The organism is Priestia sp. VA7 (genome assembly GCF_055710015.1).
This window is the reverse complement of record NZ_JBVQPN010000010.1, coordinates 58,292-73,719: the sequence shown is the minus strand read 5'-3', so window position 1 is coordinate 73,719 and position 15,428 is coordinate 58,292. Positions and strand designations below refer to the sequence as shown.

Annotated in this window: 15 protein-coding genes and 1 pseudogene; 10 read left to right on the top strand and 6 right to left on the bottom strand. The window is 31.2% G+C overall.

Features of this window, described 5'->3' with window-relative positions; translation table 11 throughout:
• A pseudogene (locus tag AC0C45_RS26680) lies at nucleotides 1–211 on the top strand (hypothetical protein); the annotation flags it as partial.
• A gap of 243 nt (nucleotides 212–454) precedes the next feature.
• On the opposite strand, the gene AC0C45_RS26675 reads toward AC0C45_RS26680, so the two are convergent.
• On the bottom strand, nucleotides 455–613 hold the full coding sequence (locus tag AC0C45_RS26675; RefSeq protein WP_472929101.1) for a hypothetical protein: 159 nt from the start codon (nucleotides 611–613) through the stop codon (nucleotides 455–457).
• 330 nt (nucleotides 614–943) lie between these two features.
• On the opposite strand from AC0C45_RS26675, the gene AC0C45_RS26670 reads away from it, so the two are divergent.
• Together AC0C45_RS26670 and AC0C45_RS26665 are read left to right on the top strand one after the other, a co-directional pair.
• Nucleotides 944–1,150 (top strand): Spo0E family sporulation regulatory protein-aspartic acid phosphatase, encoded by a 207-nt coding sequence (locus AC0C45_RS26670; RefSeq protein ID WP_472929100.1) that lies wholly within the window; start codon nucleotides 944–946, stop codon nucleotides 1,148–1,150.
• 194 nt (nucleotides 1,151–1,344) lie between these two features.
• Complete coding sequence (locus tag AC0C45_RS26665) at nucleotides 1,345–1,482, top strand: hypothetical protein (protein ID WP_472929099.1); 138 nt, start codon at nucleotides 1,345–1,347, stop codon at nucleotides 1,480–1,482.
• A gap of 325 nt (nucleotides 1,483–1,807) precedes the next feature.
• Here AC0C45_RS26665 and AC0C45_RS26660 read toward each other — a convergent pair whose 3' ends face one another.
• Nucleotides 1,808–2,794 (bottom strand): beta-ketoacyl-ACP synthase 3, encoded by a 987-nt coding sequence (locus AC0C45_RS26660; RefSeq protein WP_472929098.1) that lies wholly within the window; start codon nucleotides 2,792–2,794, stop codon nucleotides 1,808–1,810.
• Between the two features lie 442 nt (nucleotides 2,795–3,236).
• On the opposite strand from AC0C45_RS26660, the gene AC0C45_RS26655 reads away from it, so the two are divergent.
• From AC0C45_RS26655 to AC0C45_RS26645, 3 genes are all read left to right on the top strand, one after another.
• A complete protein-coding gene (locus tag AC0C45_RS26655; RefSeq protein ID WP_098590586.1) occupies nucleotides 3,237–3,419 on the top strand; it encodes an aspartyl-phosphate phosphatase Spo0E family protein in 183 nt (60 codons plus the stop codon).
• Nucleotides 3,420–3,861: 442 nt separating this feature from the next.
• Nucleotides 3,862–4,596: an SDR family oxidoreductase gene (locus tag AC0C45_RS26650; RefSeq protein ID WP_013060037.1), complete on the top strand. Its 735-nt coding sequence runs from the start codon at nucleotides 3,862–3,864 to the stop codon at nucleotides 4,594–4,596.
• Between the two features lie 337 nt (nucleotides 4,597–4,933).
• The gene (locus AC0C45_RS26645) at nucleotides 4,934–6,172 is read left to right on the top strand and encodes an ATP-binding protein (protein WP_472929097.1); all 1,239 of its coding nucleotides are present in this window, start codon (nucleotides 4,934–4,936) and stop codon (nucleotides 6,170–6,172) included.
• 407 nt (nucleotides 6,173–6,579) lie between these two features.
• Here AC0C45_RS26645 and AC0C45_RS26640 read toward each other — a convergent pair whose 3' ends face one another.
• The 3 genes from AC0C45_RS26640 to AC0C45_RS26630 all read right to left on the bottom strand — a co-directional run bounded on the left by AC0C45_RS26640 (nucleotide 6,580) and on the right by AC0C45_RS26630 (nucleotide 9,125).
• Entirely contained in the window at nucleotides 6,580–6,852 is a 273-nt protein-coding gene (locus tag AC0C45_RS26640) for an AbrB/MazE/SpoVT family DNA-binding domain-containing protein (RefSeq protein WP_472929096.1), read from the bottom strand.
• Between the two features lie 515 nt (nucleotides 6,853–7,367).
• A complete protein-coding gene (locus AC0C45_RS26635) occupies nucleotides 7,368–8,348 on the bottom strand; it encodes a hypothetical protein (protein WP_472929095.1) in 981 nt (326 codons plus the stop codon).
• Between the two features lie 69 nt (nucleotides 8,349–8,417).
• Nucleotides 8,418–9,125 carry a hypothetical protein gene (locus AC0C45_RS26630; protein ID WP_472929094.1) on the bottom strand — a complete coding sequence of 236 codons (708 nt, stop codon included), beginning with the start codon at nucleotides 9,123–9,125 and terminating at the stop codon, nucleotides 8,418–8,420.
• Nucleotides 9,126–9,319: 194 nt separating this feature from the next.
• Here AC0C45_RS26630 and AC0C45_RS26625 point away from each other — a divergent pair, with 194 nt between their 5' ends.
• A complete protein-coding gene (locus AC0C45_RS26625) occupies nucleotides 9,320–9,751 on the top strand; it encodes a hypothetical protein (RefSeq protein WP_472929093.1) in 432 nt (143 codons plus the stop codon).
• 175 nt (nucleotides 9,752–9,926) lie between these two features.
• Here the strand turns inward: AC0C45_RS26625 and AC0C45_RS26620 are convergent, their stop codons facing one another.
• Nucleotides 9,927–11,198, bottom strand: a complete 1,272-nt coding sequence (locus AC0C45_RS26620; protein ID WP_472929092.1) for a DNA sulfur modification protein DndB — start codon at nucleotides 11,196–11,198, stop codon at nucleotides 9,927–9,929.
• 489 nt (nucleotides 11,199–11,687) lie between these two features.
• Here AC0C45_RS26620 and AC0C45_RS26615 point away from each other — a divergent pair, with 489 nt between their 5' ends.
• From AC0C45_RS26615 to AC0C45_RS26605, 3 genes are all read left to right on the top strand, one after another.
• On the top strand, nucleotides 11,688–12,338 hold the full coding sequence (locus tag AC0C45_RS26615) for a hypothetical protein (protein ID WP_472929091.1): 651 nt from the start codon (nucleotides 11,688–11,690) through the stop codon (nucleotides 12,336–12,338).
• Between the two features lie 93 nt (nucleotides 12,339–12,431).
• Nucleotides 12,432–13,781: a DNA cytosine methyltransferase gene (locus AC0C45_RS26610; RefSeq protein WP_472929090.1), complete on the top strand. Its 1,350-nt coding sequence runs from the start codon at nucleotides 12,432–12,434 to the stop codon at nucleotides 13,779–13,781.
• Between the two features lie 791 nt (nucleotides 13,782–14,572).
• On the top strand, nucleotides 14,573–15,373 hold the full coding sequence (locus AC0C45_RS26605) for a toll/interleukin-1 receptor domain-containing protein (RefSeq protein ID WP_472929089.1): 801 nt from the start codon (nucleotides 14,573–14,575) through the stop codon (nucleotides 15,371–15,373).
• Nucleotides 15,374–15,428: the final 55 nt, after the last annotated feature.

The window sequence follows — 15,428 nt, the reverse complement described above, 5'->3', positions numbered from 1 at the left end:
ATCTGATCAACTTGAGACAAATCATCTAAATCTTGAAATGCCTAATATAGGCGATGTTTATAAAAAAAATAACAGCGATATTTTAATTAAAACAATGGTGATTTCCATACATGGCGAAACAATTTTTATGGGAGGCGATTTAAAGTTATCGAAAGAAGAGTTGACCGATACTTCTAAATGGCAGTTTTTATATAATCTCCAAGATATGTAACATCATACCTGAAATCACTTGATTGGAGTAAATACATTCTGATATCATCCCCCTTCATTAAGCTGGAAAAGAGGAGGTCACTACTGTGATCTTCTTTTTTAGTTTACAGATTCATGTAAAAGCACATTAGTTAATCAATTGATTAGCCCATGTGCTTTTTTGACTTGTAGGAGTAATTCTATTCTATTGGAGAAAATATAATCTGTTGACGAGGTATTCCTTTCACACTTAAAATTTTTTCTGTTAGTGTATACTTTGGTTATCTATAAATAAGGTATGATTATCGATAAAATGAATTCTCTTACCTCCAATTGTAAAATATTCTATAAGGGTATTTCTTAAATCATTCTGATCCATATGTATTTCATCAAGTTCTAAAAGAACCTTCTTTTTAATAGCCATAATAGCTGTCCTCCCATATTCTTTTGAATAAAGAACCTTAATGTAATCATTATTATCTTCCTACAAAATTTAATTTTTTATGTCACATACTCAAATCCAAACCTTTTAAGCTACATATAAAAGATATTTTACTTTTAGAAAAGGCTATTTATGGTGATAGAGGTAATATTCATTAGAAAAAGAATCGTCTTATTTTGTAATGTTTTGATATGTTTTGTAGAAACTATTTTCATTTTATCTGTTCTTATTCATACTAATTTTGTTGTCTCTATTTCATAATCCACACGATACTTTAGAGATTAACAAATACTAATGAGGTGAGAAGAGGCAATGTTAACAAAAGTCAGCGAATTAAGTCAAAGGATTTATCTATCGGAGTGTATTCTTAACAAGAGAAAAGAATTAGTGGATTTAGGTATGAATTACGGATTTTTGAATAAAAAAACAATCCAGTGTAGCCAAGATCTTGATAAACTTATCAATTTGTATATGCAAGGTTCTCAAATAACAGAATATAAATTTTATTATGTTTTATAATGTTTGGAAAAATGTATATGAAGGAAAAAAATCAGGATATTATTTTTAACTTAAGATCATTTTATATAAATAACTGGTTAGAAATTCTTTCTTTACAAAAGTAGAATCACAGACAAACTTTACTCAACCTCCAAAGGACTTTTCCTTTTTAGAATAGAAGAATATTTTTGTAAATTCAAAAGGGAACTGATTTGATGTCTAAACAAGCAGAAGCCATAAAAGAAGTAAAACTCTTAAATGCTGAAATTGATTTGTGTAATCGGATTAAAAACTTGTTGAATCAAGGAAAACTAAGAGATTTACAACTAAAAAAGAATATACAGAGTATGTAATTTTGCAAATTGCTCTGAATAGATTGATGAATGAGTTAACTTTCAGGTATTAAAAACAGAAGAGACTTTATTTGCTTTTCTGCCTATTATTCAATTAAAAACGTTCGTAAAAATGTCTGTTATTAAATAAACGTTCGTAATTTATTTCGGAACTTAAATCAACGATAAAAAGATAGATTTCTTATATAAAAGAAAAGTTCGTAAACGTATACATTTACGAACAATATATTTAAATCTATTACAAGATGTTAAAGTAACTATTATCGTTAGCAAAATAAAAAGCTGCCCCGGAGCGTCAGAAGAGGCAGCTTTTTATAAATTCTTACTACTTTGCTAAATCCCATTTAATAATATGCCCTGCGTGAGTAAGGCCTCCTCCGAATCCGTAAAGCAAGAGAATATCTCCATTCATTAACTTTCCATCATTTATCCCTATTTGTAATGCTAATGGAATCGAAACAGATGAGGTGTTTCCCATATACTCGACACTAGTCAACGTTTTATCTAACGAAAAGTCTGATCTTTCACATATGGATTCAATCATTCGTAAGTTGGCACTGTGTGGAACAAACCAATTTACGTCATCCCTTTGAAGATTCGCTTGTTCTAGCAACTCCGATATGCCTAAAGGGATTGTTCGAGAAGCCCACTTATACACTTCCCTTCCGTTTTGAACCATCTTGCCACTAGAACTTAAAGGTTGTCCATGCATAGTGGTAGATAAATTTGTACGGTATACATGTTTCCCTCCTTTTCCGTTCGTCCCAATATGAGTGGCTATAAAACTTGGGTTCTCTGCGTCTTTTTCCACTAAAACAGCAGCTGCTCCATCACCAAATAAGACACAAGTAGTACGATCTGTATAATCTGTAACCTTGGACAAAGTTTCTGCTGTAATAACTAAAACTTTCTGATGAAGTCCAGATGTAATAAACCCATTTGCCATATGTAATCCATATGTAAAACCAGCACAAGTAGCATTGAAATCTAAAGCACCTGTCTGAGGAATATCGAAGTAATCTTGTACCTGACTGGATACACTTGGGAATGCATAGTCAGGTGTTGTTGTTGAAACAACAATACAATCTACATCATTTAATTCTTTCTGATATTGCGCCACTAAGTTTTCAACTGCTTTAATAGCTAAGTTAGAAGAATATTCGTTTTCTTCAGCAATCCTTCTTTCCCTCATACCAGTTCGTTGTACAATCCATTCATCATTTGTATCAACAATTCTTTCTAAATCATCATTCGTAAGTCTTTTTTCTGGTACGTATGTACCTATTGCTGTAATACGTGCAGTTGATTTCATTGAATTCACCTTTCTTTAACACCAAGATATATAAATTGATATTAGTACTAGGTCCCAATAAAGTCAATGATTTAATATGAAAAAATTGTAAATTAAGTTTATATAAACCTAATAATAAAAATGAAAATCCTTCCCTGATCTTATTAGCAAAAGATAATTTAGAAATACAAAAATCCTTTAAAACCATTAATTTTAAAGGATTTTTTCTTCTTATAAAGTACAATAGGGTAACTAAAAATGTATACTTTTGCAAACACCACTATTTTCCACAAATTCACGAATCAAAATATGTATTAAGTATAAAAACTTAACCATTCAACCCCTAAAACCCGCATTCTACGCTCTTAATTGGATTTTACAAGAACAATTATTGTTATACGGTAAAAATCCAGTTATTGTTAAATAAAGACTTAACAACTTAGAGAGATAGGTGACTACATAATTGCAGAGATACAGATACAACAGTATGTTAAGAAAGGCTCTACTTGTAGATATAGAAGCAGCGAGGGAACTTATGATTGAAATAGGGTTAGAAGAAGGATTTACTAGCGATAATACGATTTTGATTAGTCAATTTGTAGACCAGTTATTAAATAAATTAGAAGAAATTAATATAAATGATTAATTTTCTATTTTTAATATATACAAAATAAAAAGCCACCCAGTATTTGCAGGACAGGTGGCTTTTTACTATAAAATGCATGTGCAGACATATAATAACACATTTTTGCCTTATGGACTATATTTTTCCGTACGAGCATATGTATAAAGGGTGCACTTTTTATGCACCCTTTCTTCCATTTATCTGTAAGGAGATTGTTGGCGCATCAAGGATGTATAAAAAGCTGCATAAAACAGAAACACACTCTAATGGGAACCCTTACTGCCACAAGGGTTCTTTTTTGTGGTGTGTTCCGGAAAGAGACATTATGTAAACTGAAAATGAATACTGTATTCATTTATTGATAGTAGGATCAAAATAAATCCCTTTCAGAATATGGGTATTTTTAGTAAAATTAACACTTGTTCATTTAATTTTAAAAAATGGAAGGAAGTCGTTTTATAAATTGCTAAAAAATAGAAAGATAATTGTAACAGGGGCAGGTTCAGGGATAGGAAAAGACATTGTTAGATTGTGTTTAGACGAAGGTGCTACTGTAATTGCATGTGATATTAATAAACATTCTTTGGATGAATTAAATTCAAACTTAGACAACTCAAATAGTCTCTATACATATCAGTTAGATGTAAGTAAGTATGAAAATGTTGTGGAGTTTTTTAACTATATTGACTCAAGGCACAGTGATGTAAATGGCTTAGTTAACAATGCTGGAATTTATTTGGCTAAAAATATATTAGATTATCTTGAGCACGACATTGATAAGGTACTCGATATCAACATTAAAGGTTTTATCTACTTTTCTCAAATGTTCGGAAAAAGAGTAATTGGTAAAGAGGCTAACGGAGTTATTGTAAATATGTCATCAGTGTCAGGGATGGAAGGAAGCTCAGACGCTATCTACGGATTATCTAAGGCCGCAATTTTAGGTTTGACTAAGAGTTGTGCAATGAACTTTTCTCCATATATTAGAGTAAACGCTGTTGCCCCTACTATGGTAAATACAAAAATGATGAATACAATACCAGACTGGAGAAAAGAAGAATATTTAGATCACCAGTTAATTAAATCCCCTGTAACCCCTCAGGATGTGGCTGATACAGTTGTATTTTTGTTGTCAGATAAAGCTAAGCATTATACAGGATCTACATTTGATATTAATAATGGAGGGTACTTAAGATAGACCTATCATCTATTTCATTCTAAAGAGCTTACTTTTTTCTGTTCCCGTAAGGAAATTGGAGAGTTACCATCATGATGCCTCCCGGCGTCTTGGGTAGTTTGCTCTAGAAATTATATAATATACATTAAATTTCTAGTAAACATCATGCTATAATTAAATTGCACGCACATGTTATCTTAGAGTCATGGGGCTTTTCTGAATAAGAAAGTCCCCCTTTTCTGTGCTTTCTTTTGTGTTCTGGAACACTCATTATGGTAACTAAAAATACACAGTTACCATTTGTCCATTTTCATGGCATTATGCTCTTCATGTAACTACAACTTAAGGGGAACTTCTTATGGAGAAAAAAGCTCAAATCACGTTGATTGTGATTGCAATTAGTTTTGGATTAATTGAGAACCTGTTCTTAAATGAATCTTTTAAGATGAAAAATATAGATCTGATTATAGCTGTAGCCATAGCTTGGTTTATAGGCAGACAATACGATAAAATGAAATTTTATATGAAAAGGACAAGGGAAAGTGAAGATAATTATAAACAATTAATTGAGACGTTACCTGAGTCTATCCTGATCCATAATCAAAATAGGATTCTTTATGTAAACAAAGCTGGAGAAAATATGCTTGGTGCCCAAAGGAAGAGTGAAATTTTAGGCAGGTCTATTCATGCTTTTATTTATTCCAAAGATTATCAAGAATTAGCAACAATACGATTAAAACAACTTCTTGAAAAAAGCATACTGTCTAGCAATGTGGAGCAAAAACTCTTACGATTGGATGGGAAGATTATTTTTGTTGAAGTCTCCAGTCGCGTAATTATATTTGAGGGAGAAGAAGCCATACTATCAACTGTTAAAGATGTGACGGATAAAAGGCAGGAGGCGGAGATTCTCTTGCAAAAATCAGAAAAGCTGGCCCTTATAGGACAAATGGCTGCGGGAATTGCTCATGAAATTCGGAATCCTCTTACTTCTATTAAAGGGTTTGTTCAATTATTCAAATCGAAATACAAAAACGACGAAGAGCATTTCAATCTTGTATTATCAGAGTTAGAAAGAATTAATTTAATTGTTGGTGAATTTTTAGTATTAGCCAAACCAACTGCTCGTGCATTTAAAGAAAAAGAGATCACAAGCCTATTAAAAGACGTAGTGATGCTTATTAATGCACAAGCCATTATGAACAATATACAAATCTTTTTAGAGTGCGAATCAGACATTCCTCATGTTGTATGTGAAGAAAATCAATTAAAGCAAGTTTTTGTCAATATTTTAAAGAACGCAATTGAGGCGATGCCTAATGGTGGAATCATTGATGTGAAGATAAAGAAAAAAGAAAAGAACAAAGTTTCTATTTATTTTATTGACCAAGGATTAGGAATTCAAGAAGATCGCCTTCTAACACTTGGTGAACCTTTTTATACCACAAAAGAGAAAGGAACTGGCTTAGGGTTAATGGTAAGCTATAAGATTGTGGAAAGTCATGATGGAGAATTAAAGATTTCAAGTAAGGTTAATAGAGGGACCACGGTTGAAGTTATTCTACCTATAATTCCTAAGGGACATGCAGGTAAGTAACGTAGATGACCACATATGTATGGTCAAGGACCAGATGATAATACACAGTTTATAGCTTTTTTCCTTTCTATAACATTCGTTGTGTAAAAAAGACTTCTCAATTGAACTGCACCCCAATTGTTAGACAAAGAAACTCTAATGATTTGGGGTGTTTTTTTGTCAAAACACGCATTTGAAACAAAGTTAAAAGGTATAGATTTCTAAAATAAATAGGTATTACTCATAAAGGATATAACGAAGAAAACAACAATCTTATTAATAAAATTATTGTTTTCTCATCTCTTTTGACATATTTATCGTAGAAGATACTTTACAGTATTCTTGCCCAAAATGGTCGGACAGACATTTTAATTAAAATACAACGTATGAAAGTCGAAAAGAGTCTGCTCTCATTCTCAATATTTGAGTTAAAAATTCACTTCTAACTCCCTAAGCAGTTGCTTTACTCCCTCGCGGCTTAGAATTACTTTTCCTTCTGCCAAGATGAGATTATCTTCAGCAACTTCACCTGTCACTTTACAAGCTAAATTAGGTGAATATTTTTTTAACACAATTTTCTCATTATCTACAAAAATTTCGACAGGTTCGTCCTTTTTAATATTTAATGTTCTTCTTAGTTCGATGGGTAAGATTACTCTTCCCAGGTTGTCCATTTTTCTAACGATGCCAGTAGCTTTCAATTTAAAACCTCCATAAAATATTACTTACACACCCATTAAGTGTACAATATGCTTTTTATTGTTTTCATTAGTAATATATTACATTTTGTGTAAGAGAAAATATTTCAATATGATAAGGTTATAAATAAAGGTTGCATGGAAGAATTATAATAGAAATTGGTAAATTACTCAGTTTTTTATTTTGACCTAATGTATTAATTAGAAATATAACATATTCAAGTTATTTACAACCTATTTAAAACTAACTTAAATATATAAGTAAATCATAAAGTATTTAATGAAAATAATTAGTTTTACTATTTACTCTACCTGACGACAAATATGGGCTTTTTCTACAAGGTGTGTAAATGATAACACTATTTTTAATAAAATATGTTTAAATTTACTTAATGGTATGGTGGGAAGTGGAGCTAAATATAATGAGTCTTATGTAAACTAAAGATGTATACCGTTTTATTAAGTATTTCGTTTCAAAAGTTATAATTTAAAAGATATATTTTTTGTTCACTTCAAGGTTAACAATTATCGTTTTTTAAAGTTGATAAGCTATCCTTTGAATTATTCTTTTGTAAATCGTCTACCCCATTGATCTTATCAAAGTTAATTGGTTTACCATCTACTTCAGCTGGTATTGGATACTCTTCCACTATTTCGACGACTTTTTCAATCGTCTTATAAGCATTCGTATCCGTAATAGGATAATCCGATATCGCCCAGACCATAAAAAGACGCCCTACTAAAAGCATAGCCGGTCCTAAAATTTCCTTCCACAAGGACTTTTCTTCATCGTCAACATTGCTATTATGAATATGAACTTCAGTATTTTGAAAATAGTAATTAATTGTGACTCCAGTTTCATAAGCACTAGGATTTACAATTTTCACTTCTTCCTCTACTGCCTTATCTTCTTCAAGAATAAACGGTTCCTTAACTTCTTTAGCTTTGTCTGACTGAACTTGAGGAACTGTATAAAAGCTTTCATCAAGGTTTTCAATAATGCCCTCGTACAAATCAATATTAGGGATTTTTGAGCGTTTCATAATATCAGAATACTTCTCTAATAATTTATGATATTTACGGATTGAGACCATTGCATCCGTCATGCTTATCATAGTCGTGAACGACATTCCCTTAGTATACGCATTCAACTTCGGAATATTTTTAACCATCTCAACTAAAGTTTCTTCGTTACGAATAACACCACTTTCAAACATCGGCTTAGAAACAGAGGTAGCCAACTCCATCAAGTCTTGATGTGTTTTATACATCTCATACGCTTTTTTACCTAAATCAATCAGAGCAGGAGAATATATGTCTTTATACTTAACCTTGTTTAGTTGTTCAGTAAAAGAAGAAATGTTAATCGTATTAGGAATATTTACCGTAGAAATATTTTTTATTTCTGGAATGCTAAAGGTAGACCTTTCGAGCATCTTTTTTAGTTTCACCTGTTGTTTAAGGTACTCATTTAGACTGTTATTAGGTTTATCACACATCCAAATCACTCCATATCTAGTTATATAAAAGCATTAACATAGTAACCATTCTTAAATCGTCGACATTATTCACAAACGAAATTTTGTTAAATTATTATTTTCAATTTTATTTAATTCTTTTTGAAAACCTTTTAAATCCTTTCTCATGTCCTTAATTTTATTTTTATCTCTAACTTCTTTATTAAGTTCTTCAGATAATATCCACTCAGCCGTTTTTATCTTCCATTCAACATTTGCCTTCTCAGTAGCATATTTATCAATCTTGTCTTGATTATAATCATATATTGCAAGCTTAGAATACAGCCATAAAACAGAAATCATTCTTCTAATTATCAATGTTGAGGAGCTTATTTGTTCATCTGTAGAATCTCTTAAAAACTGTTTATAAATGTCATTAGCACCTGTATTAAAACCATCTTTAATATCTTTAAGATCCTTATCCGTTAAGTCAGCATCTAATTTATGAGCATATTTATTTCTTAGAGTATTTAGGCTAGCATATGCAGTCCTCACATTCATAGGAAGAATTCCTATAGCCACAGCCCAATTTAGTTTAGTTTCAAATCCAATTCTTGTGTTCCCGTCTTTTTTAAAAATAATTCCCGGCTCCTTTAATCCTATCTTCAACATTTCTTCTAGTTCATGCTCTATGTAAATATGTCCTCTCAACACAATCATCAAAGTAGTATCTCCAGCAGTATCTCTCGCAAATTTATCCATTTGACTATGAATATCCTCTATAGTTTCTTGAGGCATACTATATTCTCTCACTTCCATAAAAACTCTCCCCACATAAAATTTTATAGTGAAACATATTTACTTCCAAAAGTTATACACTTTTTCTTTATACAATTTTAATTAAATAATACTATATAAATGTAAAAATAACCTTGTTTTCCAGTGATGAAGTTAATAAGACAGGTATATTGTCACTTCTAGTCGAATTAGTAAAATAAAAAGGAGGAAGATACATGGACTTTAAAAAACAATTTACTCTAAATATAGAAAAAGTATTTGAAAAAGAAATACGCAATAAGAGGGCACGAGAAGGTACAAAAAAACTTATAGAAGAATTTTTTTGTGATTTAAAGATACAAACAGAAGAAATTTCAGAAGCAGCAGGTAGCAATTTTTCAGTGAATGTTACTGAGAAGTCATATTCAATAAAAATATATAAATCCGAGGTTACACTCTATTACTACTCTGATAAAATTATAGCAATCGTTTCATCTAATGGATATGGTCATAAATATGAGTTTATTTATGATCCTGATAAGTATAGCTATTTACATCAAGGAAAATCCTTAAATGAAAAGATGTTACAACACTATATAACAGAAGCATTCCAAAAACCTTTTCAACAAATAACTGGAGAAGAAATTGCTATGGCAATTGAAGAATAATTATAACAAAGACCGCCCATTATCTATACATATAAGGCGGTCTTATCTCTAGTATATAAGAGCAAGTTACTTAATATAGATTACCCTCAAAAGTTAACTTAAAAGAAGATGAAGAGATTCTATAGAATCTCTTCATCTTCTTTTAATATTAGTAACCAATGAGAATGCTGATCTTTTAATCTCTGATAGTAATGTGAAGATTTTTTGCTAATTCCTCTAATGTAGATTGAATAGCATTTCTATTATTTGAAATTTTGCTTTGTTCACTCAGAATTCCTGTTCTAAATAATTGATTTGCCTCCTCATCAATAGTACGCTTCCAATTTATATTTGAAAGCGATGTAGCAACACTTCTTAAATCCATTTTATTTTTTCGCCCATAATAACCTATAGTGGCGATTAGGTACAAACCAGCTCCAGTTAATGAAATATATTCTTCGCGTAATTTAGGAATAGCTCCCGTTCCACGTACTTTTATTTCATTATAAGGGGCCATATTATCAAACACTGTTTGCATAAATGTTGAGAAATCTTTAAGAAGCTCCTGATAACCTTCTGCCTTAATATCATAAGTGCTATTAAACTTTTTAGGGGTTCCTGAAGATCCTAAAGCAAATTTTACAATCATATTTTTAACCATATTTAATGAAATAACCGCATTGGAATTTCTTGTAATAGAGTCATTAATCGCATCAAATCCGATATAATCATTTGAATTACTTAAGAATTCTTTAATTTGATAATTAGGATTATCTCCAATGGTTTCTTTAGCAGCCGTGGACAAAGCATCTCTACTTGAGAATAAGGTAATAATAGTTTTGTCAATAGGAGTAGACGTGTTCATATCTACAAAAGCTTGTTGTGTTCGTTTTAAGTTATCCTCTACAAAAATTTGAGTACCTATTCGCAGTGTTTTAAATTCTTTGCCTCTAGTTACTAGCTTGTGTATAGCTGCTACCCGATGATTTCCATCTAAAATCTCTACATTAAATTCACTTTCTTTAAAGATTAACAGTCCTTGTAACATTCCCTCATTTGCTTCCAGCACTTCTTCAATTCGGTTAGGGAATTTTACTAGATTAAATTCTTCTCCTAAATTCTCTAAAATCTCTTGTTCATTGTAAGGTTGAAATGAAAATGGTTTATCTGAAATCGCTGAAATAGGAGGTAAGATATAGGAATCTAAGTTCTCATAAACATAGGTTACTAGATCCTCAACTTTATCGGGTCTTAAATAACGATTTCTTAAAGTTTTAATATCTATTATGTCTGAATTCGTATTTTGAGGCATTGTTTCAGTATGATCAAATAGATTAGTAACTTGTCTAAACATTAAATTCATCTGGTAAACAACTCTAGTACCTTGTTTAGTTACTATTGCAGGAATAGCAACTCTTCCAATTAAATCTGAATTTGTAAGATTAGCCATTGTTTGAATTGTGTTCATATTTATTACTTCCCTTCCTTGTTTTTCTAACTTGTCTTTATTCTACCAAATAAATCCTGTGTTCGCAATATATTTTTCTGTGTTTGTAATAAAAAAAATCATATATGCGAATTTATATATTGGACATTAATTTAAAAAACTTGTGTTTAGAGTGATTATTTTTGTGTTTGACTTAATGTTTTATATGATAAAAATGGTTTGTTTCTACTTTAACAACTGCATCTCAATGTTTTTTAAAACTTAAAAAGCACAAACCACTTATAGTATGCTTTGTGCTTTAGAAATCTTACAGATATCGTTAAATTCACTCTCCATAAAATATATTTAAATAAGCTATAGTGCTAGCTTTATAGGATATATATAAAGGTAGTTATTTTTGTTTTTAGCCTTTTATTACTTTAATGATATTGTTATACAAATTCTATACTGTTAGTTTAGTGTGGTTTATAATAATTATTGTTAAATATAAAAGAAATGAGGGGGATAGCTTTGACTCCTAATGAGCAACATGCATTACAAATAGCTGTCGAAGTATTTGAAAAGAAATGTCAGCAATTATTAAGACATAGAAATCCGAACATTTATTTAAAAGGAAATGATGAATTATTTAGTGACTGGTTTGAAGACGGTCTTAGTAGTTATACTATTACCAAGCTTGGTGCCAACGCACATCCTGACTTAATCATTGATGGAGTTGGAATTGAATTGAAATCTTTAAAAACAAATTCCCAAATCCAATTTAACTCCACTATTCCATGTGGTGGATTTCGACATGGAAATAGCGAAGGAGAATGCTACTACGCTGTAGCAAGATACACTACAGAAAGAAATAATGGTTACTTAGCTGATTTTACTATTTGTGATGGTGACTTTTTTAATCATGATCGTGAAAAAGCATTTAGCCATCATAATCGGCAAGAGACAGGGTTTGGGGATTATGCAGACGGTGTTTGCCGCCATCGTAAAATGTACTCTTTTCCTAGCCCAATAAGAACTGTTCCTGGAATCTCTTTTATTTCTAAATTCTCTAGTGTAGCTGATTATAATACAAAGCTTCTATTAGAGGGACAGGTTGAAAGGGTTAGCCAAACTGGCGAAGTATTTGTTTTCTATGTCTATCGTTATCAGTCTCTATCATAAAATGTACTGGTTTTAATTTACCATTGACTTTCATTTTCTTTCTGGTACATTTATTATATATAATAAAAATGCACCAAAATGGAGTTGAAAGAAATGAAGAAAACTCAGTTAATTTCCTTAGCTAAATCAGAACACAGGGAATTACTTAATAAAATTGAAATGTTAGCAACTAAGGAGAATAGAACTTTATCAGATACTATATTGGATTTACTTTCCCTTGGTTATGGCGAATACATAAATAGAACTGTTGAGGAATCTACACCATTTTCGGTTGTTTCATTATTTGCAGGTGCTGGTGGGCTTGATACTGGTTTAGAAATGGCTGGATTTAAAACTATTTGGGCTAATGAAATTGATAAGGATGCTTGTGAAACATATATTGCAAATCATCCTGACGCCTATGTTGAACGTGGTGATATTCGGAACGTTAAATCTTTTCCGAAAGCGGACCTAGTAGTTGGCGGGTATCCCTGTCAAGGATTTTCATTAGCTGGAAATAGACTTATCACGGATGAGCGCAACTTCCTATATCGTGAGTTTGTTCGATGCTTACGCCAAGTTAACCCTAAATTTTTCATAGCAGAGAACGTCAAAGGCATGCTTACAATGGGCGGTGGACGCATTGTAGAAGCGATGGTTGAAGATTTTAAGTCTCAAGGCTATGAGGTTACTTATCACTTAGTAAATGCTAAGGATTATGGAGTACCTCAGGATCGAGAACGCGTTTTTATTATCGGTGTACGTCTTGATATTGCTAATGAATATAAATTCAAGTATGAGTTGCCAAATCCAACTCACGGTGATGGTTTAGACCGCCAAAAGCCTTATGTGACTTTAAAAGATGCTATTGGGCATTTAAAGCCAACTGAAATTGGTGAAGTATATGAAAGTAGTTTTTCTTCTCGTTTTTTAAGTCGTAACCGTAAACGCAGATGGGATGAAGTTAGTTTTACTATTCAAGCGAGTGGTCGTCACGCACCTTTACATCCAAGTGGTGAACCAATGATTAAGCTGGGAAAAGATGAATGGATTCTTCCTGAAACTTCTGAACATCGCAGACTTTCAGCAGTGGAAGTTGCTTTGATTCAAACATTTCCTGCTAATTACGTATGGAAAGGTAGTCTAGGTGCAATTTATAAGCAGGTCGGTAATGCAGTTCCTTGCTTATTGGCAAAAGCTGTTTCACAACCATTAGCTGACTTCTTAAGCTCTTATTATCAATCAGCTAATCTGGTTATTGTAGAAGGCAGTGAAAAAGACAAAATAGAAATTGATACAGAAGCAAGAATTGTACGTAAAAAAACAATTAAGAAATACAAAAAAAGGTTACCTAGATATAAACGCAGACAGTACGGCAAAAAAACCTTTACTGTAACTCCAATAAATCAGAAAATAAGATTTGGAAAAGTTACTAACAAAGTAAAAGAAATGGTAGCAGTATAATTTTATAGCTTTTTAAGAATGAGACTTCCTTTTGGAAGTCTTTTTTATTCCATACTTTTTAGGAAATTCATAATATAATTGCTATATTATATTAACGTGAATAGGGGAAAATATATAGTTTTATTAAATGTAGCTCAAAACAATGAGGAACTAATTAGAGAACTGTAGGAAACGATTATTTCAATGCAAGATAATCAAATATCATTATTTAAATAACATTCTTTTTAATATTGGCTGGAAATCGGGGTGAAACATGGTGATTTTTAATTGATGTCACTGTGTAAAGTTGAGCGAATTGTCCCTTCCAAGTCCTTACCACTACTCATGTCACTTTATATGTACTTGTCATCCGTTACGTAAGGTTTTATTACCTCTAACTGTCTATCTAAATTTTGTTCTTTTGTACTTACGCGAATATAGACAAATTTGATTCCCATTATTAAGATCATCCTTGTTTTTACTAGATAGTTCAAGTATATGACAAAACGTATAATAAGGTATATTATTTTTTGTTCGTCTAAAAAGGTTTATTTTCAATAATAAATAGACGTGTTGTCATTAGTTTTTTGACGTCTAAAAAGGTGTACCATTTTGGACTATCTATAAAAGAATAATAATATTTAAATTATGATACAGAAAAAGTTAAAAGCCACTCATATAATCGAGTGGCTTTTAACTTATTTTTAACAATTATTTTAATTTTTTCTATTTATAATTTTCATTTAAATGTAATATAGTGTTGTGGTTCTTTTTTACTACGCATTTATATGTGAAAATAGGAGGGGTATAATGTGATTTTTTTAAGTCATCAAAGTAATGATAAAGAATTTGTTGGAGATATAGCTGTAACAATGAGAGAAGTTTTTGGTGAAGAGAATGTGTTTTTTGATAGTTGGTCTATCAAGCCTGGAGAAAACATCATAGGGGAAATGAGTGCAGGTCTTGAACGGTGTAAATATTTTTTCTTTTTCATAACTGAGAATAGCTTGAAGAGTGAAATGGTTAAATTGGAATGGACATCAGCTCTTATAAATAAAGCGAATCATGATATAAAGTTTTTTCCCGTTCGCGCGGAGAATGTTGAAGTTCCTATGGTAATTTCATCTTTGAAATATTTGGATCTTTATAACCATGGATTAGAAGTAATTAAAACCCAAATGATTGAAATTGTTTCTGGAGAAGAAAAAGAAAAAAACTTTCCAGTATTTAAAAACCTTCAAGCATATGTTTTGCAAGAAGAGAAGAATAAACTTCGCTTCTTCGGTACTGTTAAAAGATTTTTTGAGCCAAACAGTAAATTTTTAATAATAACAACATTAAAGGAAAATGAAGCTCACTTTGGTCTAACAGGAGGAGGCATGTTTAGATACGGTTTTACTCCTAATGTAGGTGAAACTAATAGTGAAGCAACTAATGCTTTCTTAGTAGATTTAGAAGGTGGAGTAAAAAAAGGATTTAAAACTGATTTAAGTTTTACTAAAAAAGTAGACAAACCGGCATATATTGGTTTATATCACCTTAAATCAGAATCAGATATAGAAATGATTCCAACTATGCCAATTAGCTCTATTAAGGAGATTCTTGAGCTATAAGGTGAAGAAATACGGAAACATAAATAAGTGAATCTAAAAATGTACTATGGGAGTG